Below are 17880 nucleotides of genomic sequence, written 5' to 3'. Positions count from 1 at the left end.
CCTTGTATTACAATGAGCACATTTATATCAGGATTAATCAGTCTTCTGCTATTGATGGCTCCGCCGGACAAACAGCACTTAAGCCGCTTTACAGAGCAGGCCAGTAAGGAGCATAAATACATAGCAGTGTACTTCTCCGGTTCAGACTGGTGCAGCCATTGCCACTACTTTAATAACCATGTCCTGCAAAAGGATAGTATACAGCAATTAATAAACACCTATTATGTATACTATAATGCAGACTTTCCGCAACGTAAAAAATTACCTCCTGAAGACAAGCAATTGAATGATGCCTGGGCAGAGGTGCTGAACCCGGATGGGGTATTCCCTATGCTCGTCATCTGCGATGAGCAATTGCAGGTAAAGAGCCGCATTACCCGCGCTCATGCCATTGAAGCCGTTACGGACACATTAAAGAAATACAGCAATTGGTAATTCGTATTCTTAAAATACAGAATATCAGCAGAATATTATCAATTAATTAAGAAAGTTTAACCCTTTACTTGCAAAGTAGGGCTTCTATATTGACACTCGTTGTCGTAGTTTTGCAGGTAACAAACATTATTTTTTATGAAAAAAATTGCATTATCCATAACTGCCCTGGCATTGGTATTAGGTACAAGCGTATCTACCTATGCACAAAAAAGAGGCTTTTACAGCCAACCTTACAAAACAAGAAACAGTGGTTCTTTCAGTAAAAGCACCGGCTTGCTTTCTATCGGTATTGGCGTACCGGATGTATACGGTAACTACAAAATGGGCTTACCACCGTTGTATGTAAAATATGAACACGGTGTGGCCAATGAAATCGGTATCGGTTTCTTAGGTGGCGTGGGTACCGGTTCATACAAGTTTGGAGGTGACCGCTACGGTTATGTAGAAACTACACTGGCAGCGATGGGTTATTATCACTTCAACAAACTCATCCCTGTGTCTAAACTGGACGTATATGCAGGTGTTGGTGTTGGTGTAAATATCGTGAGCGATAACTTTGCTGATGCTACCGATGTAACTCCGGTGATCATAGGTAAAGCTGGGGCGCGATACTATTTCAACCCTAAATTCGCTGTTTATGCGGAAGTTGGTTATGACAACCTGAGCCCGGCTAATGCGGGTATCACTTTAAGATTCTAATCCTTAAATGATAAAAAAGAAAGCGCGGAACTGAATCAGTTCCGCGCTTTCTTTTTTATTTGTTGCGTTACAAATTGCTAAAATCTGTTTTTTGTCTTTCGATAAAGTCCTTTTTCTCAAGGTATGTATCCAGTTTATCTTTAGGAATACGTAAGTGGAATTTCACTTTTTCTCCGGCATTAAAATCATCTACAAAGCTGTAGAAGTCATAGTTCCATTTACCCAGCAACCTGCGGTCTACCTGCAGTACATTGGCCAGCACATCCATATCGATCGGTTTTTTGATTTCCACGATCGCCATTGTTTTCAATTCCTCTTCTGAGAAACGTAACAGCAATGGGTTTTTAGGTTTTGCAGGCATTGAATCTGCGGCAGCACCAGGTTTGTCAAGGCCTACATTCAACCACTTCCAGTTAAAGTTGCCCGGTAAGCTGCTTCCTACATAATTTTCCATACGCTCCATCACCGTAGCCGTTGCAATAAAAGCCATAACGTGGTTTTGCGTTTCGGCAGGCAGGTATTTCTTAATTGCAAAGAAATCTGCTTTACCGGTCTTCTTAATTGCATCCATTACGGGTCTCGGGCCACTGTTATATGCTGCAACTACGAGTAACCAGTCCTGGAACTGATCATACAGATAGTTTACATATTTAGCAGCTGCGTTGGTCGATTTACCCCAGTCTTTACGCTCATCTACTTTTTCATTCACTACCAGGCCCATAAACTGTCCGGTAGCCGGCATAAACTGCCATGGACCTACTGCTCCTACAGGAGAGGTGGCACTGCTGTTAAAGGCAGATTCGATCACACAGAGATATTTCATCTCCAGTGGCACTTCCCTTCTGTCGAAAGTACGGTCGATAATTTTAAAGTAGCGGTTGCTTCTTTGCTTAATGGTACTGAAATGTCTTATGTTATTCTGATAATAGTTCTTGACATAATTCAGTACATAATCATTATTCTTTCCAAAATAGGCGATCTCACCAGCTATAGGCACGTATTGATCTCCTTTTTCTTTACGGCTGCGCTCTGTAAGCTTATGCGGCGCATCCGCAGTTGTCGGCGTGTTTGTTTTGGTTAATGATGCGGGTGTCAGGTTGGTTGGTTGCGCTGTTTTCTCCAAGGGTTTCGGAGCAGCAGCTTTCATGGGAGATACATTTTCTGCGAGGGGTTTATTGTCTTCTTTTACCTTCTTTTGTGCAAAAGTTACACTTGGCACGTACATCATCACCGCACAAAAAATCTTTTTCCAAGGCATTTTTACTATTTTAATCGGTTAAAAAACAATTCCAGCAAGCTTATTTTTGATATAATAAACAAACCCGAATCCATACACTTCATTAGAACGAAATACATCGGCATTGTTTAATACCGATGCATTAATTCTAATACAATAATAACAATTTTTTTGTAAAAAAAATAATAAAAAATTAAAACCGGGCAAGGCTTATATTGATATAAGTCTTACCCGGTTTTACCTAAAATGTACGTACGTTATACGTTATTATTTGTTCTGATTAGCGTTAGGTGTTTCATTGATGCCGCTTTCGATCTCTTTTTTCACACCTTCCTTAGCATCGTTGAACTCTCTAATACCTCTTCCTATGCCTTTTGCCAGCTCAGGAATCTTACGGCCGCCAAATAAAATAACTACTACCAAAACGATCCACAACCATTCGCCGCCGCTTGGCATAGAAATTAATAAGGCCGGATTTAATGAAGATATTGCCATCTCGCTCGAATTTTAAAAGTATTTATAAAATAATAAAGCAAAATTAAGTGATAAATTCTGCAAATACACAAACTTTAACAAAAAATCTAACCCGTTTTAGACCTCCGTTTCCACAAAAGACTACTGTCTCCATAACTCAGAAAACGGAAATCGTGCTCCAGTGCATAAGTATATACCTTCTCCCAATCCGGACCGATAAGGGCAGAAACCAGGAGTAACAAAGTACTCTCCGGCTGATGAAAATTGGTTACCAGACCATCAATCATCCGGAACCGGTACCCCGGTGCGATAATAATCTGCGTCTTGGTTACCAGCCGATTACTGTTGCGCTCATACAGATAGTTGATGATCTGTTGTAAGGCTTCTACGGCAGTAAGATCGGTTTCCGTACTGTAAGGAATCCATTGGCTTACCGCAACCTCATCCAATGTATGCCCCTGGTGCAGCAATACGCCGATCCAGTACAGGCTTTCCAGCGTACGGCAGGAAGTTGTACCTACGGCAATAAGTGGCTTAGCCGATTGAAGTTGTTGTAAAAGCAGTTCTATACAGCTCAGGGTTACTTCTATCCACTCTGCATGCATTTCATGCCCCTCCATCGTTTCGCTCTTTACCGGCTTAAAGGTTCCGGCGCCGACATGCAGGGTTACAAAATTTTCTTTAATTCCTTTTTGGCCCAGCCCTTCAAGAATGCAGTCGGTAAAATGCAGGGCAGCAGTGGGTGCAGCAACACTACCCTCTTCTTTGGCAAATATGGTCTGATAGGTTTGTTCATCCTCCGGCTCTGCCTCACGGTTCAGGTAAGGTGGCAAGGGCACTTTACCGGCCAGGTGCAAAATCTCTGCAAAACTCAGCTCCGGCTGATTCCAGTATAATTTTAAGGTATACGTTCCGGGATTCTTCTGTACCATTTCGGCAAAGACCATCAGTTCCTCAGAAACCTTCAGTTCCAGTACCTGAGCTTCTTTCCACTTTCCTGCACCACCGAGAAAACAAGTCCAGTAGACTTGCTCCCGCTCTGACATTGCAGTCTGTATATCCGGGTAGCGAGCATCCGGTTCCAGGCAGAATACCTCTATTTTGCCCCCGGTCGGTTTTTGAAACAACAGTCGGGCATGTACCACTTTGGTCTGGTTAAAGACCATCATACTCTCTGAAGGAATAAACTCTGGTAATTGTCCGAAACCAGTTTCGGTAATAGCTTCATCCTGGTACACCAGCAGCTTAGACTGGTCTCTCTGCGCTAAGGGGTATTTGGCAATTTTCTCATCCGGCAGTCCGTAACGGTATGCCGCGATGTTAATATCTTTAGGGTGCATTAATTATTGATTGATAAAAAAGCAATAGACCTCTTTAGGCCCGTGTACACCGGTAACCAGTGTTTTTTCAATATCTGCAGTACGGCTTGGACCGGTATTCAGGTTGATCATAGAAGGCATATTATGTACCCCATACTTATTCTGCATCAGCTTCAGGGCAATATCTACATCATCGACAATATTATGCGGATATACAACAATAATATGTACGGGAAAATAGATAGGTGCTGTACGGCCAAAAGGTTGTTTACTACTAAAAAGCAGACTTCCTGTACGGGCTACCGCAGCCTCACACTCAGTAATACAGGCATCGGCCTGGGTATTCCATAGATTAAGATCACGGACAAAATTCAATTGTTTATGTACAAGGAAGGTAAAGATATTGGCCGGGGCACATACGATCTCCTTCCATTGTTTTGCCAGTGCAAGCTCTCTTAATTGTACGCTGAAATCGTCTTCATCACTACAGTACACAAAATTTCCGCCCGATTTACTGAATTCATACGCAAAGTTCTCTTCCGGGCTGACCTGCTCCATAGGGGCATATACATTGACCGGCGGAATATTATCTAATTCCGGGAATGGCTTACGCACACTTTCATCCTGTAGTGCTGCACGCACCCGCTTCAGGATATTTTCTTTCGCTTTTGAGGTTTTGAATACGGCCATAATCGGTATTGAAAAGGATTATCAGTGATCAGGACCTGCAAAATTAGGGGAAATGCTGCATAAGACAGCGTATTTAAAAACGGGGATGGTATTTCTGTAATGTCTGTTGCAAGAAATTGCGGTCCAGGTGGGTGTATATTTCTGTTGTGGTAATGCTCTCATGACCCAGCATTTCCTGTACTGCACGCAGATCTGCTCCGTTCTCTACCAGATGTGTCGCAAAGCTGTGGCGCAAAGTATGGGGGTAGATATTTTTCTGAATACCTGCTGAGGCTGCAGCTTTTTTGATGATCAGGAAAATCATGACACGACTTAGCCCCTTCCCATGTTTGTTCAGGAACAGTATATCCTCAAATCCATTGACAATTTTTCCTTGTTTACGGATATGGTCTTTATACAGGTTAATATACTTGACCGCCTCATCACCGATGGGCACCAGGCGCTCTTTATTTCCCTTACCAATAACTCGAATAAAGCCGGCATCGATATACAGGTTCGATATCTTCAGTCCGATCAGTTCAGAAACACGCAGTCCGCAACTGTACATGGTTTCGAGTATAGCACGGTTACGTTGCCCGTCAAAAGTACTATGATCGATATGTTCAAACAAAAGATTGATTTCCTCCAGACTCAATACATCCGGAAGCTTTCGCTGAATCTTGGGGGTCTCCAGGAAAGTGGTAGGATCGGTACTGATCACCTGTTCTACAAGCAGGAAATAAAAAAAAGATTTTAGCCCGGACACAATACGGGCCTGAGATGTAGCGGCCATAGCCACTTCATTAATAGATTCCAGGAAAGATAAAAGATGATGTAATTCTATGGCTTCAAACCTTATGTCCGGGTATTTGCGATCCAGGAACTGCAACAAAAGCTGTACATCGTGTACATAAGCCTGAACGGAGTTTTGAGACAAAGACTTCTCCAGTTGCAGATAGGCTTTAAATCCGGTAATATAATCTGCAGCCAGCATTAGTCATGCATTTTATCCATAAGGTCGGAAAGCAGCATTGCTTCCTCTTCGGTAAGATTTTTAGACATTATCGCATGCTCCTGGTCCAGTACTTTAGGCGTGAGCATATCCAGGAACTCCTTTCCCTTCACAGAAATAGTTACCAGCGCGACACGCTTGTCTACCTTGCTCATCTCTTTTTTAATGTGCCCCTTATCCAGCAGTTTATCTATAATACGTGTTACGTTAGATGCTTTAAACAACATACGTTGTTGTATAGAGGCTACGGTAAGCGGGGTATTGCTGCCATTAAGTATGCGCAGTACATTGTACTGTGCACTGGTAATACCATGTGATTTAAACATAGGAGACATCTTCTGGTCTATCCAGATACCAGAGAAAATAACATTCAGGCAAACTTTATGGAAACTGTCCCGGATAGTCTGGGTCATCAACACTTCTTCTAACTTCATAACACTAGGCTGGCAACAATATTTTAATAAACATTAAGATATATACTAATGGCAAATGTATCACATTTTAACTTTAATAGTATAATTTTACTGTTAATGAGAAGAAAAGCTATTCCTATACTGAAGAAATACTGGCGCATACTCATTAATGCCGGCAATGGCTTTGCCAATGACCGTGCTACCAAACTCAGTGCTGCATTGGCTTATAACACTATTTTCTCACTGCCGCCCATGCTGCTCCTTATCATTATTATCGGTGGTACATTCTACGGGCAGAAAGCGTTGGAAGGCCGGCTATTTTTAGAATTGCAGCAGTATATAGGCCCCAACACGGCATTCCAGATACAGGAGGTAATGTCTAAGATAAATTTCCAGAAAAACAGCGGACTGGCTACTGCCATCAGTATTGTAGTACTGACGATTGGTGCCACAGGGATCTTTGCAGAAATACAGGATTCGCTCAATATGATCTGGGGCGTACGGGCCAAAGCCAAGAAAGGTTTTATCAAACTGCTGATCACCCGTGCACTTTCCTTTACCATGATCATTGGGCTTGGATTCTTACTGCTCGTATCTCTTGTGCTGAATGCACTACTGCTGGGGTTTGGTAAATTTATGATGAGCAAGCTTCCTTTCATACCGGTTGCCTTGCTGGATAGTGTCAATACCGGTTTTGTATTTGTGATACTGACCTTCCTGTTTATGGTGATCTTTAAGATGCTGCCCGATGTAAAAATTCGCTGGACACAGGTACTGCCGGGGGCCATCATTACTACCCTGCTTTTCTTCCTGGGTAAATACCTGATCGGTCTGTATATCAGCAGCAGTACTATAGCGAGTTTGTACGGAGCAGCAGGTTCCGTAATTATCTTGTTGCTCTGGATCTACTATTCCGCTTTAATTCTTTACTTTGGGGCCGAATTTACCCGGGCATACATGGAGGAACAGGGACTGAGGATACAGCCCACAACATATGCAGAATATAGTGACCGCCTGCTGCTCAAAGAGCACCTGGAACAACATTATAAAGACTCCTCTGGATCAAAATCATTAATTGAATAGCAGACATGAATAGTTTCAATACTATTTTCAATATACAGGTTTTTGGCGCCTCGCACGGCCCATTGGTTGGGGTTACCCTTGATCATGTACCTGCAGGTATAGCCATACAGACCTCCGACTTTCTTCCGGATCTGGCACGCAGAAAAGGAGGACAGAAAGGCGGTACACCAAGGGTTGAGGAAGATATTCCACAGATCGTGTCCGGTTATTTTAACGGGTATACAACCGGTGCACCACTCACTATTTTATTTGAGAATAATAATACCCGATCTGAGGCATATACCAAGCAAAGAGACGTTTACCGTCCGGGACATGCCGACTTTGTAGCACATGAAAAATTCGGCGGATTTGAAGATTACAGGGGCGGCGGCCATTTCAGTGCGCGGCTTACGACTGGTATTGTAGCCGCTGGTGTAATTGCCAAAAAAATCCTGGGCAGTATTACTTTTGAAGCACTTGTTACCGAAGCCGGTGGCCTGCAGGATATTGATGCAGCACTGGAGAAAGCTATTGCGGCTAAAGACAGCATAGGCGGTATCGTATCCTGTACGATTAAGCATGTACCTGTTGGCTGGGGCGAACCCTTCTGGGATAGTATAGAGAGCCGTATGGCCCAGGCAATGTTCTCTATACCTGCTGTAAAGGGCATTGAGTTCGGCTCAGGCTTTGCAGCCGCCCGGATGATGGGCTCGGAGCATAATGATGCTTACCTGGATATAAACGGGCATACCCGTACCAATCATGCAGGGGGTATTATAGGAGGCATCTCTAATGGTAATGACCTTAGCTTCAGGCTGGCCTTCAAACCGACTGCCTCTACACCAAAAGAACAACAGACTTTTAATCAGGCGACTCAGCAAGTTGAACCCTTTTCTGTAAAAGGACGACATGACCTTTGTGTTGCCCTTCGTGCACCCGTGATCGTAGAAGCAATGGCAGCCCTCGTACTGGTTGACCTGATGATGTTACATAAAGCAAGAATTTAAAAATGACTTTTTCTGAAATTGCCAAACTGGTGCGCCTGCCTAACCTGCTTATTGTATGGGGCACGCAGATGCTGATCTGGTTCTGCCTGTTGCTGCCGCTATCCGGGATCACAGGACAGCCTTTATTCCTTGATGCTGCAAATGCACTACTGCTTAGCCTTTCCACAGTGCTGATCGCTGCAGGGGGGTATGTTATCAATGATTACTTTGATGTGAAGATCGATGCGATTAACCGTCCGGAGAAATCCCTGATCGGTAAGGATATAAATCCTAAAGTAGCTATACTGCTGCATAACTTTTGTAATGTAGCAGGGCTGATCATTGCTGCACTACTGGCCTACCAGTTAAAAAGTCCGGCTGCATTCGCCATTCCTTTTATCTCTACGATATTGCTCTGGTTTTACTCCACACACTTTAAGCGGCAATATGTGATCGGCAATGTAGTCGTAGCCATACTCACTGCCATGTCTATTGCAATTTTCATTGCATATGAGCCTTTAGCACAACGCTACATTTCTGCTGTACTGCTAGAGACCTCCGAAGGTATTATGAAGCTGAACCCGGTATGGATTTTACTGGTTTATAGTTTTTTTGCCTTTATGCTGACCTGGATCAGGGAGATCATTAAAGATATGGAAGATTTTAAGGGCGATGCGGAAGATGGTTGTGTAACCATGCCGATCAGGATAGGTTTGCAAAAAACAATCCTCTTCATCAGGATACTGACCACACTGACCCTTATCCCGGTGCTGATGGCAACTGCATACCTGTTTATGCATTCCTGGTGGGTACTAGGAGCCTATGCCCTGCTGGCACTGACCTTCCCTATGATCTACCTGGGCATTAATATTGGCAAATCTCTTACCCAGAAACACTTTGCCTATTACAGTAAATACTTAAAGATTCTGATGCTTTTAGGTATCTTTACCCTCATTTTATATTACATTATTCAATAACAATTCTGCGTACATGAACCTGATTCTTGCCTCTGCCTCTACCCGACGAAAACAACTACTCAGCGATGCCGGTTATACTTTTGATATTGTCGTGGCCCATACAGATGAGTCCTTTCCGGAAAGCTTACCTATAGATCAGGTTCCGGAATATATAGCCCGTGAGAAAGCCCTGGCCGTACAAGCTTTGTTATCAGAAAAAGCTACTGACGCCATTATTATCGCTGCAGATACAGTGGTTGTACTGGAAGATGAAATCATAGGCAAGCCTGATGATGCTGCACATGCCAAAAAGATATTGCAGAAACTGTCCGGCAAAACGCATCGTGTTATTACCGGAGTATACCTGTTAAAAGGTGAAGCTGCGCAGAGTTTTCATAGTATCACATCCGTAACCTTCAACCCGATTACGGATACGCAGATTGATTACTATATTGAAAAATTCAGACCATTTGACAAAGCCGGGGCCTATGCGATCCAGGAATGGATCGGCCTTATTGGCGTATCTCATATAAACGGAGACATTTATAATGTCATCGGGCTGCCGGTCAACAAACTGGCTAATGTCCTGACCGACTGGAATATTTTCGCCGTATAAATATTTGAATTGTTATTTTTGTGGCCATTGCAATCTTTCATACCAGAATATCATGAATAAAAGTACCCCAGCATATATAACCGGGATAGGCATTATCAGCGCTATCGGAGACAATGTAGCCGAAAACTGTACCGCATTGACTGAAGAGCGGGCCGGCATTGCTCCGGCTACGTACCTGCAGACAATACATCCCTTTCCGGTGGGTGAAATCAGGTATTCAAATGAAGAGCTGGCGAAAATAGCGGGTGTACTCCCTACTTTTCCGCGTACGGCTTTACTGAGTATTATTGCGGCGAAAGAGGCTTTTGCTCCATTCATCGGTAAAACGGAAGGCCTGAAGGCTGGAGTGATATCGGCCAATACCGTTGGCGGGATGGATCTTTCTGAAACCATGTTTGAATCGGTTGCAGAAAGAAAAGCAATGGATAAACGCAAACTATGGTATCATGAATGCGGCTCTATTACGGAGCTTACCGCATATGCGATCGGACTGGAAGATGCCTGGTCTACTTCTATAAGCACCGCCTGTTCTTCTTCTGCCAATACAATTATGCTGGGAGCACAACTGATTGAGCAAGGCAAACTGGACATTGTCATTGCCGGTGGTGCGGACAGTCTTTCTAAATTTACCCTTAATGGCTTCAATTCACTGATGATACTAGACAAGGAACTGTGTCGTCCGTTTGACGAAAACCGCCAGGGACTTAATTTAGGAGAAGCTGCCGCTTATGTGGTATTGATGAGTGAACGTGCCGTGGCACAGACCGGCGCTGCAAAGAGAGCTATTCTTTCCGGTTATGCAAATGCTAATGATGCACACCATCAGACTGCATCATCACCGGACGGTACCGGAAACCAGCTGGCTATGGCGGGTGCACTGGCACAGGCGGGTTTGCAACCCGGTGACATTGATTATATCAACCTGCATGGTACAGGTACGGCAAATAATGATTCTTCAGAAGGCATTGCCATTGAAAAAGTATTTGAAGGCTATACCATTCCTGAAGCCAGCTCTACAAAGGCCTATACCGGGCATACATTAGGCGCAGCCGGATCAGTTGAGGCCGTATTTTCTGTATTAGCGATAGAAAAACAGGTAACCTGGCCGCACTTGCGCATGCAAACCCCTATCAGTAGCCTGAACTGGCAGCCCAGTACACAGAGTGTAGCAAAGCCTATCCGTAATGTATTATCCAATTCATTCGGATTCGGAGGCAATTGCTCAGCCCTGGTTATTTCTAAAGCTTAGGGCTTCCCTGCTGCTCTTCGGCTACGGCCTTTATTCTTTTTAATAGTTCGGTCAGACAAGCCGCGCTCGGCTCTATATTGACCTGGTGCAGGATGTTCAGTTCCCTGGAATATTGATTATATAAATCCAGATCTGCAATCATTTCGATTGCGGCACCATTGGCATCGGTATGATGTGATGAAGTATGATGTAAAAGTAGTCCCATTCGATATTATTTAGTGTGCTTTCCAATTATAACGGCAGCTCACATTATTATCGTATGAAAATGAGATTCTAAAGAAATTTTTAACAAATATGTTCTAAGCTTTTTGTGAAATGGCCGACTGGCGGCTATTTGACGATGACATAAACGTCTTCCCCGTCCTTTTTGTGGTGGTAGCTCTCACGGGCGTATTGCTCCAGGACTTCAGGATTGGTCTTCAGTTGCTGTAACTCCGTATCCATGCTGTCAGACTCCAGCGTCATGTACTCGATCTTGTTATTCAGTTCATCGAGCTCTTTCTGGCTTTCGCGGATGGTAAACAGATCATAAGGGCTAAAAAACAGCATCAACAAGGCAAACACAACGATGGCCAGCATATACTTGTTGGTAATGATTCTTAAAACCGTTTTCATCTGATATAAAATATTCGAAAAGCAAATTTCAGTAAAAAAACAATATAGCGCTACCTGTAGTTCTTTTTTGTGGATAATTAATTCCGGAAAATTGGTTTTTGAAAGATTGTCAAATAATAATACTTTTGCAAGCATATTATAACAATCTCAAAGTACTTCAATAAACATCCATTATGTTGCAGGATTATACCGCATCAAGCGAAAAAGAAACCCGCGCCGGTTTTGGCGACGGCATTTATGAGCTGGCAAAGCAAAACCCTGATGTGGTGGCGCTTACGGCTGACCTTGCCGGATCTTTAAAGCTCAACAACTTCATCAAAGACTTCCCGGAAAGATTTGTACAGTGCGGTATTGCAGAAGCGAATATGATTGGTGTTGCTGCCGGTCTGGCTACTGCAGGTAAGATTCCTTACACGACTACCTTTGCAAACTTTTCGACATCACGTGTGTACGATCAGATTCGCCAGTCTGTTGCGTACAGCCATAAAAATGTAAAAATTTGTGCTTCTCATGCCGGACTGACTTTAGGTGAAGACGGTGCTACACACCAGATCCTGGAAGATATCGGTATGATGAGAATGCTGCCTGGCATGACGGTAATTGTGCCTTGTGACTATAACCAAACTAAAGCGGCAACTATTGCCATCAGTAAAATAGAATCTCCGGTATACCTGAGATTCGGAAGAGTAAAATGGGCTAACTTCACTAAAGAAGACGGTTCTGACTTCGTAATCGGTAAAGCACAGGTACTGAATGAAGGTACTGATGTAACCATCATTGCTTGCGGACACCTGGTATGGACTGCCCTGGAAGCGGCAAGAACACTGGAAGCGAAAGGCCTGAGTGTTGAAGTAATCAATATGCACACGATCAAACCTCTGGATGAGGAAGCAGTAATCAAATCACTGACCAAAACCGGTTGTGTAGTTACCGCAGAAGAACACCAGATTAATGGTGGTCTGGGTGATGCTATTGCTAATGTGGCTTCCCGTAACTGTCCTGTACCGCACGAATATGTAGCTGTAAATGATACTTTCGGCGAAAGCGGCAAGCCAGTACAATTATTGGAAAAATATGGTTTAGGCCAAACCAATATTATTGCTGCAGTAGAAAAAGTAATCGCGCGTAAACAGAAATAATCTGTAACAGAAATATTATCTTCGAAAACGCGCCTTCCGGCGCGTTTTCGCGTTATATACCTATAATAACTGTAACCTTTAAACTTATGCAACAAAACACTAAGGCCTGGATTGCACTCGTCTTCATCTGTATTGCCTGGGGCACTACCTATCTGGGTATAAAATACGGACTGGAGGCCCTCCCTCCCTTTCTGATGGCTGGTGTAAGGCAAACCATTGCCGGTCTGATCATAGGTCTGATGGCCTTGAGCAACCGCAAAGCAAATGACTGGTCTATGGCCAACATCGGCAGACAAGCGCTGATCGGTTTCCTGCTGATTACCCTTGGTAATGGCCTAGTGAGCTGGGCAGAAGCATATATACCCAGTGGTGTAGCCGCCCTGGTATGTGCCACCATGCCGGTAATGTCTGTACTCATCACCCTGATCAGGCACAAACAGGAGCGCGTTAATGCATTCATTATTATAGGTATGCTCCTGGGATTTGCCGGTGTAGCCATCAACTTCAAGGATAGTGTAAGCGACTTGTCCAATACCAAATACCTGATGGGTATTATTGCTACATTAGTAGCTACCACCAGCTGGGCATACGGTAGTATTATGGGCAAACGCAACAAGTCAGATGCTAATCCTGTCTTCAACAGTGCGATACAGGTATTCAGTGGAGGTATCTTCTTATTGCTGTTCAGCCCGCTGGTTGATGACTATAATAAAATCAATCTGCAGAATACCCATGCCTTAATGGCGATCGTGTACCTGATCACAATTGGCTCGGTACTGGCTTATACCGCATATATGTACGCCTTAAAACACCTGCCTGTAGGTGTCGTAATGATTTATGCCTATATCAATCCGCTGGTAGCGGTACTGCTGGGCTGGCAACTGGCTGGCGAGCCGCTGACTATGTATACGCTCCTGTCTTTCCTCTGTATTGCATTGGGTGTTTACCTGGTCAATTTAGGATATAAAAGATAGCATTCAGGAGCCAGGAACAAAATTTGGCGTTTGCCTATAAATGGCTATTTTTGTTACATTTCATTCTTATACTTTAACGAGACGTATGGCACAGGATATTCCGATGGAAGATGACAAAGACTTACTGGCAGCTTTTAAAGTTGAAGCGACCAGAGAACGTGCCTATACCCGCATCGTCAAAAAATACCAGGAGCGTCTGTACTGGCACATCCGCCGCATGGTGATCAATCATGAGGATGCCAATGATGTGCTGCAGAATGTATTTATTAAAATATGGACCTACCTGGAGAACTTCCGTGAGGAGTCCAATCTATATACCTGGATGTACCGGATCGCTACCAATGAAACACTGACGTTTCTTGAAAAAGAGAAAAAGCGCAGCTCCCTTTCTTTCAGCGATCACGAAAGCGGCTTGTCCAATAAACTACAGGCAGAAAAAGGTTTCGATGCAAATAAGCTGGAATGGCGTTTGCAACAGGCCATACAATCCCTTCCCGATAAGCAAAAGCAGGTTTTCCTGCTCCGTTATTACGATGAAATGCCTTACGAAGAAATGTCAAAAGTCCTGGAGACTTCTACAGGTGCTTTAAAAGCATCATATCATCATGCGGTGAAAAAAGTAGAAGAATTTTTAAAGAAGGATTAAACTTTTAACACGGGCCAATGTCTATAAAAGTGTTATGAAAAGGAATATTGACATACAAAAAGAGTGGGAAGCTATCGGAGCGAAATTCGACAGCCAAATTGCCTTGCCATCTTTCAAGATTCCAGACAATTATTTCGACACCTTCCCGGAAACCATGCTAAGCCTGGTTTCTGCCCCGGATACGAAAGCCGGATTTCCCGTTACGGAAGAAGCTTACTCGGTACCGCCCGGTTATTTTGAAGCATTGCCGCTGCAATTACTGCAACAGGCACAGGCATTCGAATCGGTAACCCGTAATACTTCTATAGAAGGACTGAGTAAACAGAATCCTTTCGAAGCCCCTGCCCCACAGTATTTTGATCAGCTGGCCGACCAGCTGATGCACAAGATTCATGCAGAAGTAGCACCGGAAGAAGAACTGAGTATCTCTCCCCTGCTGGCTTCACTGAAGCAATCAAATCCATTCAGCACACCGGAAATCAGTGTCAATATGGAGCAGATTTTCAGCACCGTAAAACCGGAACCTGAAGTCAAAACCAAAAAGGAAAGTCCGATGTTTGCAATAAGAAGACGCCTTTCTTTTGCTCAGTGGTCTGCAGCTGCTTCTATAGCCATCTTCTTTGTATTGGGCGCCATGTGGTTACAAACCAATAAAATGAACAGCGTGCCTACTCAATCTCTGGCTAGTGAAAATGTGAATGTGAAGGCGAGTAAATTATTGGCGAACATACCTGACCAGGCATTGGCAGAATATGTAGAGCAGCATTCAGAGGAATTTGATGAGTTTATTTTAGAAGCAAACCTGGCCAGTGTACCGGCTACAGAACAGACAAAAAACCTGGAAGCTGCCATCGGAGATATTTCTGACGAAGACATACAGGCATACCTGAATACATACTAAGAAACTATTTTGGTGTATTATGATTAATCAGTATTATACCTTAAATTTGACCCATTATGAAACGTTACTTGATTCTTTTACTGCTCTCACTGAGTTTTAGTGTGGCCCCTATCTATGCTCAGAGCACGAGCGATGCCAAAATAAGGGCGATTAAAATTTCACTGCTGACAGACAAAATGAGATTGAGTTCAGAGCAGGCTACCAAGTTCTGGCCTGTATACAACCAGTACGAAAATGAAATGCGTGTAATCTGGAAAGCTTCCGGTGCGTTGAGAACCCAAAGGGGTATGACTGCCGAGGAAATTATAGATGAAAGACAAAAACTGGATGAAAGGAAATTAGCGATCAAAGCGAAATACAAAAATGAATTTCTGAATATTGTATCTGCAACACAACTGAACAATATGTACCTGGCAGAGGCAGAATTCAAAGATCTCCTGCTCAAGCAACTCAAAAAATAATTCTTACAAAAAAATGCAAAAGGTCTGGCTGATATCAGCCAGACCTTTTGCATTAGTATCAATTCGCATCAGTGCAGATTACCTGTATGTAGATAGCATAATGCAGATACACAAAAAGCTACCTTCCGATGGAAGGTAGCTTCAATATTGTAGGCAAAGATTGCTAAGATTATTTACGTAAACCTAATTTCGCGATTAATTCACGATAACCGTTCAGATTAGTACGGCTCATGTATTGTAATAAACGTTTACGTTGACCTACCATCTTGATCAGGCTCAGGTTACTAGAGTGGTCTTTCTTGTTACCACCTTTGATATGAGCTGAAATGTGGTTGATACGCTCTGTCAACAAAGCAACTTGTGCTTCTACAGAACCAGTGTTTTTTTCAGAACCACCGTATGTTTTAAAAATGTTTGCTTTTTTAGCGTCGATTGTTGCGTTAGCCATTTTATTGTAATTATTTATACTTTGTCACAAAATTGGTTGGCAAAGGTAGGATATTTATTTTAAATAACCATAATATTTATTTTCTTTCGCCTTTTTTAGCCTTTAGACAGGGCATTCAGTACATCATATTGGGTAAGGATATGTACGTTACCGCTTTCATCCTTGGCCAGTACTGAATTGTTATCTTTATTGATATAGCTGGTCAGGCGCTCCAGAGGTGTGTTCATGGCTACAAGCGGTATAGCTGCTTCCATAACGGTTTCTATTTCCTGTTCTTTTACCTGTACATCAGCCATTAATTTCTTGAACAGTCCGTTCTGCGACAGGGCTCCTACGATTTCGCCTGCTTTCATTACCGGTATCTGCTCAATATCATATTTCTGCATCAGTTCCATTGCCTGCGAAACTTTATCGCCTGCCTCTACGGTAACCAGTCTTCTTCTGCCCAGACCACCGATCAGATCCTGTACGGTATTTACATCCAGGAAGCCACGATCCAGCATCCACTCATCATTATAGATTTTCGCTACATAACGGCTGCCATGGTCATGGAAGATCACTACAACTACATCATCTTTAGTCAGCTGGTCTTTTAATTGTCTCAGACCTGCTACTGCAGAGCCTGCAGAGTAACCTACGAAAATACCTTCTTCTTTAGTAATACGACGAGCCATAACCGCACCGTCTTTATCAGTTACCTGCTCAAAGTGGTCAATTGCATCTTTGGCATAGTTTTCAGGCAGAAAATCTTCCCCGATACCTTCTGTAATATAAGGGTGTACCTCGTTCATATCCAGCTCACCGGTTTTAAACCATTTGGTCAGCAGAGAGCCATAGCTATCAATAGCCCAGACTTTAATGTTAGGATTCTTTTCTTTCAGGTATTTACCTGTACCGGTAATGGTACCACCTGTACCGGTAGCGACTACCAGATGTGTAATTTTGCCTTCGGTCTGTTCCCAGATTTCCGGACCAGTCTGCTCATAGTGCGCCAGTCGGTTGGCCAGGTTATCATATTGGTTTACATACCAGCTGTTCGGCACTTCTGTTGCCAGACGCTTCGATACAGAGTAGTATGATTGCGGATCTTCCGGCTCTACATTGGTCGGGCAGATGATTACTTCTGCACCCAGAGCCTTCAGGATATCTGCTTTTTCTTTAGATTGTTTATCTGTAGTAGTAAAGATACAACGGTAGCCTTTTTGGATGGCTGCTAATGCCAGACCCATACCGGTATTTCCGCTGGTACCTTCGATAATAGTACCACCTGGTTTAATTTTGCCTTCCTGTTCAGCCACTTCCAGCATTTTCAGGGCCATACGGTCCTTAATACTGTTTCCCGGATTAAAAAACTCCACTTTAGCATAAACAGGGCAAGGTAAATCGGCCACTGTTTTATTTAATTTCACTAAAGGCGTGTCTCCTATAGTTTGTAAAATATTATCATATACTTTTTTGGATGCATCCATTATCAGTCTGATTTTTATGATGTTTAATGATGTTGTCAGAATCTGCAAAGGTAATGTTTAATTGCTTATCAGCATTAATACCAAATCATTTCTTAACTTG

22 protein-coding genes are annotated in these 17880 nt (G+C 43.2%); 12 read left to right on the top strand and 10 right to left on the bottom strand.

Annotated elements, in window-relative coordinates; translation table 11 throughout:
• The first annotated feature begins 12 nt into the window (after positions 1-12).
• Entirely contained in the window at positions 13-435 is a 423-nt protein-coding gene (locus EMP01_RS08250) for a thioredoxin family protein (RefSeq protein ID WP_129021032.1), read from the top strand.
• A gap of 135 nt (positions 436-570) precedes the next feature.
• Positions 571-1134 (top strand): hypothetical protein, encoded by a 564-nt coding sequence (locus EMP01_RS08245; protein ID WP_129021031.1) that lies wholly within the window; start codon positions 571-573, stop codon positions 1132-1134.
• A gap of 67 nt (positions 1135-1201) precedes the next feature.
• On the opposite strand, the gene EMP01_RS08240 is transcribed toward EMP01_RS08245, so the two are convergent.
• The 6 genes from EMP01_RS08240 to EMP01_RS08215 form a co-directional block, all read right to left on the bottom strand.
• Positions 1202-2392, bottom strand: a complete 1191-nt coding sequence (locus EMP01_RS08240) for a lytic transglycosylase domain-containing protein (protein WP_129021030.1) — start codon at positions 2390-2392, stop codon at positions 1202-1204.
• Positions 2393-2638: 246 nt separating this feature from the next.
• Positions 2639-2866 carry a Sec-independent protein translocase subunit TatA/TatB gene (locus tag EMP01_RS08235; RefSeq protein WP_237559503.1) on the bottom strand — a complete coding sequence of 76 codons (228 nt, stop codon included), beginning with the start codon at positions 2864-2866 and terminating at the stop codon, positions 2639-2641.
• Between the two features lie 86 nt (positions 2867-2952).
• Positions 2953-4185 (bottom strand): S-adenosylmethionine:tRNA ribosyltransferase-isomerase, encoded by a 1233-nt coding sequence (locus tag EMP01_RS08230; RefSeq protein WP_129021029.1) that lies wholly within the window; start codon positions 4183-4185, stop codon positions 2953-2955.
• Positions 4186-4188: 3 nt separating this feature from the next.
• Positions 4189-4854, bottom strand: coding sequence for a LutC/YkgG family protein (locus EMP01_RS08225; RefSeq protein ID WP_129021028.1), 666 nt, complete (start codon positions 4852-4854; stop codon positions 4189-4191).
• 73 nt (positions 4855-4927) lie between these two features.
• Positions 4928-5827: a site-specific tyrosine recombinase XerD gene (xerD, locus tag EMP01_RS08220; protein WP_129021027.1), complete on the bottom strand. Its 900-nt coding sequence runs from the start codon at positions 5825-5827 to the stop codon at positions 4928-4930.
• Entirely contained in the window at positions 5827-6279 is a 453-nt protein-coding gene (locus EMP01_RS08215; protein WP_129021026.1) for a MarR family winged helix-turn-helix transcriptional regulator, read from the bottom strand. Before EMP01_RS08215 ends, xerD begins: the two co-directional genes overlap by 1 nt.
• A 96-nt stretch (positions 6280-6375) precedes the next feature.
• On the opposite strand from EMP01_RS08215, the gene EMP01_RS08210 reads away from it, so the two are divergent.
• Genes EMP01_RS08210 through EMP01_RS08190 form a run of 5 tightly spaced genes read left to right on the top strand, consistent with a single transcriptional unit; the run spans position 6376 to position 11127 of the window.
• Positions 6376-7341 carry a YihY/virulence factor BrkB family protein gene (locus tag EMP01_RS08210; protein WP_161971270.1) on the top strand — a complete coding sequence of 322 codons (966 nt, stop codon included), beginning with the start codon at positions 6376-6378 and terminating at the stop codon, positions 7339-7341.
• A 5-nt stretch (positions 7342-7346) separates the two neighbouring features.
• The gene (locus EMP01_RS08205; RefSeq protein ID WP_129021024.1) at positions 7347-8327 is read left to right on the top strand and encodes a chorismate synthase; all 981 of its coding nucleotides are present in this window, start codon (positions 7347-7349) and stop codon (positions 8325-8327) included.
• A 2-nt stretch (positions 8328-8329) separates the two neighbouring features.
• On the top strand, positions 8330-9283 hold the full coding sequence (locus tag EMP01_RS08200; protein ID WP_129021023.1) for a geranylgeranylglycerol-phosphate geranylgeranyltransferase: 954 nt from the start codon (positions 8330-8332) through the stop codon (positions 9281-9283).
• Positions 9284-9296: 13 nt separating this feature from the next.
• A complete protein-coding gene (locus tag EMP01_RS08195; RefSeq protein ID WP_129021022.1) occupies positions 9297-9878 on the top strand; it encodes a Maf family protein in 582 nt (193 codons plus the stop codon).
• A 52-nt stretch (positions 9879-9930) separates the two neighbouring features.
• Positions 9931-11127 (top strand): beta-ketoacyl-[acyl-carrier-protein] synthase family protein, encoded by a 1197-nt coding sequence (locus tag EMP01_RS08190; RefSeq protein ID WP_129021021.1) that lies wholly within the window; start codon positions 9931-9933, stop codon positions 11125-11127.
• Here EMP01_RS08190 and EMP01_RS08185 read toward each other — a convergent pair.
• On the bottom strand, positions 11117-11332 hold the full coding sequence (locus EMP01_RS08185; protein WP_129021020.1) for a hypothetical protein: 216 nt from the start codon (positions 11330-11332) through the stop codon (positions 11117-11119). The genes EMP01_RS08190 and EMP01_RS08185 overlap by 11 nt on opposite strands.
• Before the next feature lie 125 nt (positions 11333-11457).
• Positions 11458-11742, bottom strand: coding sequence for an FtsB family cell division protein (locus EMP01_RS08180; protein WP_161971268.1), 285 nt, complete (start codon positions 11740-11742; stop codon positions 11458-11460).
• Positions 11743-11915: 173 nt separating this feature from the next.
• Between EMP01_RS08180 and EMP01_RS08175 the strand changes: the two genes are divergently transcribed.
• The 5 genes from EMP01_RS08175 to EMP01_RS08155 all read left to right on the top strand — a co-directional run bounded on the left by EMP01_RS08175 (position 11916) and on the right by EMP01_RS08155 (position 15863).
• Entirely contained in the window at positions 11916-12881 is a 966-nt protein-coding gene (locus EMP01_RS08175; protein WP_129021018.1) for a transketolase family protein, read from the top strand.
• A gap of 86 nt (positions 12882-12967) precedes the next feature.
• Complete coding sequence (locus tag EMP01_RS08170; RefSeq protein ID WP_129021017.1) at positions 12968-13855, top strand: EamA family transporter; 888 nt, start codon at positions 12968-12970, stop codon at positions 13853-13855.
• A gap of 85 nt (positions 13856-13940) precedes the next feature.
• A complete protein-coding gene (locus tag EMP01_RS08165; RefSeq protein ID WP_237559502.1) occupies positions 13941-14501 on the top strand; it encodes an RNA polymerase sigma factor in 561 nt (186 codons plus the stop codon).
• A 34-nt stretch (positions 14502-14535) separates the two neighbouring features.
• Positions 14536-15402 carry a hypothetical protein gene (locus EMP01_RS08160; protein ID WP_129021016.1) on the top strand — a complete coding sequence of 289 codons (867 nt, stop codon included), beginning with the start codon at positions 14536-14538 and terminating at the stop codon, positions 15400-15402.
• A 56-nt stretch (positions 15403-15458) separates the two neighbouring features.
• The gene (locus tag EMP01_RS08155) at positions 15459-15863 is read left to right on the top strand and encodes a hypothetical protein (protein WP_129021015.1); all 405 of its coding nucleotides are present in this window, start codon (positions 15459-15461) and stop codon (positions 15861-15863) included.
• 169 nt (positions 15864-16032) lie between these two features.
• Here EMP01_RS08155 and rpsO read toward each other — a convergent pair whose 3' ends face one another.
• The gene (gene rpsO, locus EMP01_RS08150; protein WP_129021014.1) at positions 16033-16311 is read right to left on the bottom strand and encodes a 30S ribosomal protein S15; all 279 of its coding nucleotides are present in this window, start codon (positions 16309-16311) and stop codon (positions 16033-16035) included.
• A 95-nt stretch (positions 16312-16406) separates the two neighbouring features.
• On the bottom strand, positions 16407-17780 hold the full coding sequence (locus EMP01_RS08145; protein ID WP_129021013.1) for a pyridoxal-phosphate dependent enzyme: 1374 nt from the start codon (positions 17778-17780) through the stop codon (positions 16407-16409).
• Between the last annotated feature and the right edge of the window lie 100 nt (positions 17781-17880).

Origin of the sequence: Edaphocola flava (assembly GCF_004118155.1) — a bacterium.
In the GTDB taxonomy this organism is placed as follows: Bacteria; Bacteroidota; Bacteroidia; order Chitinophagales; family Chitinophagaceae; genus Edaphocola; species Edaphocola flava.
The sequence above is the reverse complement of the archived record's forward strand: the minus strand, read 5'-3'. Positions and strand labels throughout refer to the sequence as shown.

Bases quoted from the DNA above. Each gene is read 5' to 3' on its own strand.
- EMP01_RS08250 (WP_129021032.1), top strand. From the start codon at position 13: ATGAGCACATTTATATCAGGATTAATCAGTCTTCTGCTATTGATGGCT.
- EMP01_RS08245 (WP_129021031.1), top strand. From the start codon at position 571: ATGAAAAAAATTGCATTATCCATAACTGCCCTGGCATTGGTATTAGGT.
- EMP01_RS08240 (WP_129021030.1), bottom strand. From the start codon at position 2,392: ATGCCTTGGAAAAAGATTTTTTGTGCGGTGATGATGTACGTGCCAAGT.
- EMP01_RS08235 (WP_237559503.1), bottom strand. From the start codon at position 2,866: ATGGCAATATCTTCATTAAATCCGGCCTTATTAATTTCTATGCCAAGC.
- EMP01_RS08230 (WP_129021029.1), bottom strand. From the start codon at position 4,185: ATGCACCCTAAAGATATTAACATCGCGGCATACCGTTACGGACTGCCG.
- EMP01_RS08225 (WP_129021028.1), bottom strand. From the start codon at position 4,854: ATGGCCGTATTCAAAACCTCAAAAGCGAAAGAAAATATCCTGAAGCGG.
- xerD (WP_129021027.1), bottom strand. From the start codon at position 5,827: ATGCTGGCTGCAGATTATATTACCGGATTTAAAGCCTATCTGCAACTG.
- EMP01_RS08215 (WP_129021026.1), bottom strand. From the start codon at position 6,279: ATGAAGTTAGAAGAAGTGTTGATGACCCAGACTATCCGGGACAGTTTC.
- EMP01_RS08210 (WP_161971270.1), top strand. From the start codon at position 6,376: ATGAGAAGAAAAGCTATTCCTATACTGAAGAAATACTGGCGCATACTC.
- EMP01_RS08205 (WP_129021024.1), top strand. From the start codon at position 7,347: ATGAATAGTTTCAATACTATTTTCAATATACAGGTTTTTGGCGCCTCG.
- EMP01_RS08200 (WP_129021023.1), top strand. From the start codon at position 8,330: ATGACTTTTTCTGAAATTGCCAAACTGGTGCGCCTGCCTAACCTGCTT.
- EMP01_RS08195 (WP_129021022.1), top strand. From the start codon at position 9,297: ATGAACCTGATTCTTGCCTCTGCCTCTACCCGACGAAAACAACTACTC.
- EMP01_RS08190 (WP_129021021.1), top strand. From the start codon at position 9,931: ATGAATAAAAGTACCCCAGCATATATAACCGGGATAGGCATTATCAGC.
- EMP01_RS08185 (WP_129021020.1), bottom strand. From the start codon at position 11,332: ATGGGACTACTTTTACATCATACTTCATCACATCATACCGATGCCAAT.
- EMP01_RS08180 (WP_161971268.1), bottom strand. From the start codon at position 11,742: ATGAAAACGGTTTTAAGAATCATTACCAACAAGTATATGCTGGCCATC.
- EMP01_RS08175 (WP_129021018.1), top strand. From the start codon at position 11,916: ATGTTGCAGGATTATACCGCATCAAGCGAAAAAGAAACCCGCGCCGGT.
- EMP01_RS08170 (WP_129021017.1), top strand. From the start codon at position 12,968: ATGCAACAAAACACTAAGGCCTGGATTGCACTCGTCTTCATCTGTATT.
- EMP01_RS08165 (WP_237559502.1), top strand. From the start codon at position 13,941: ATGGCACAGGATATTCCGATGGAAGATGACAAAGACTTACTGGCAGCT.
- EMP01_RS08160 (WP_129021016.1), top strand. From the start codon at position 14,536: ATGAAAAGGAATATTGACATACAAAAAGAGTGGGAAGCTATCGGAGCG.
- EMP01_RS08155 (WP_129021015.1), top strand. From the start codon at position 15,459: ATGAAACGTTACTTGATTCTTTTACTGCTCTCACTGAGTTTTAGTGTG.
- rpsO (WP_129021014.1), bottom strand. From the start codon at position 16,311: ATGGCTAACGCAACAATCGACGCTAAAAAAGCAAACATTTTTAAAACA.
- EMP01_RS08145 (WP_129021013.1), bottom strand. From the start codon at position 17,780: ATGGATGCATCCAAAAAAGTATATGATAATATTTTACAAACTATAGGA.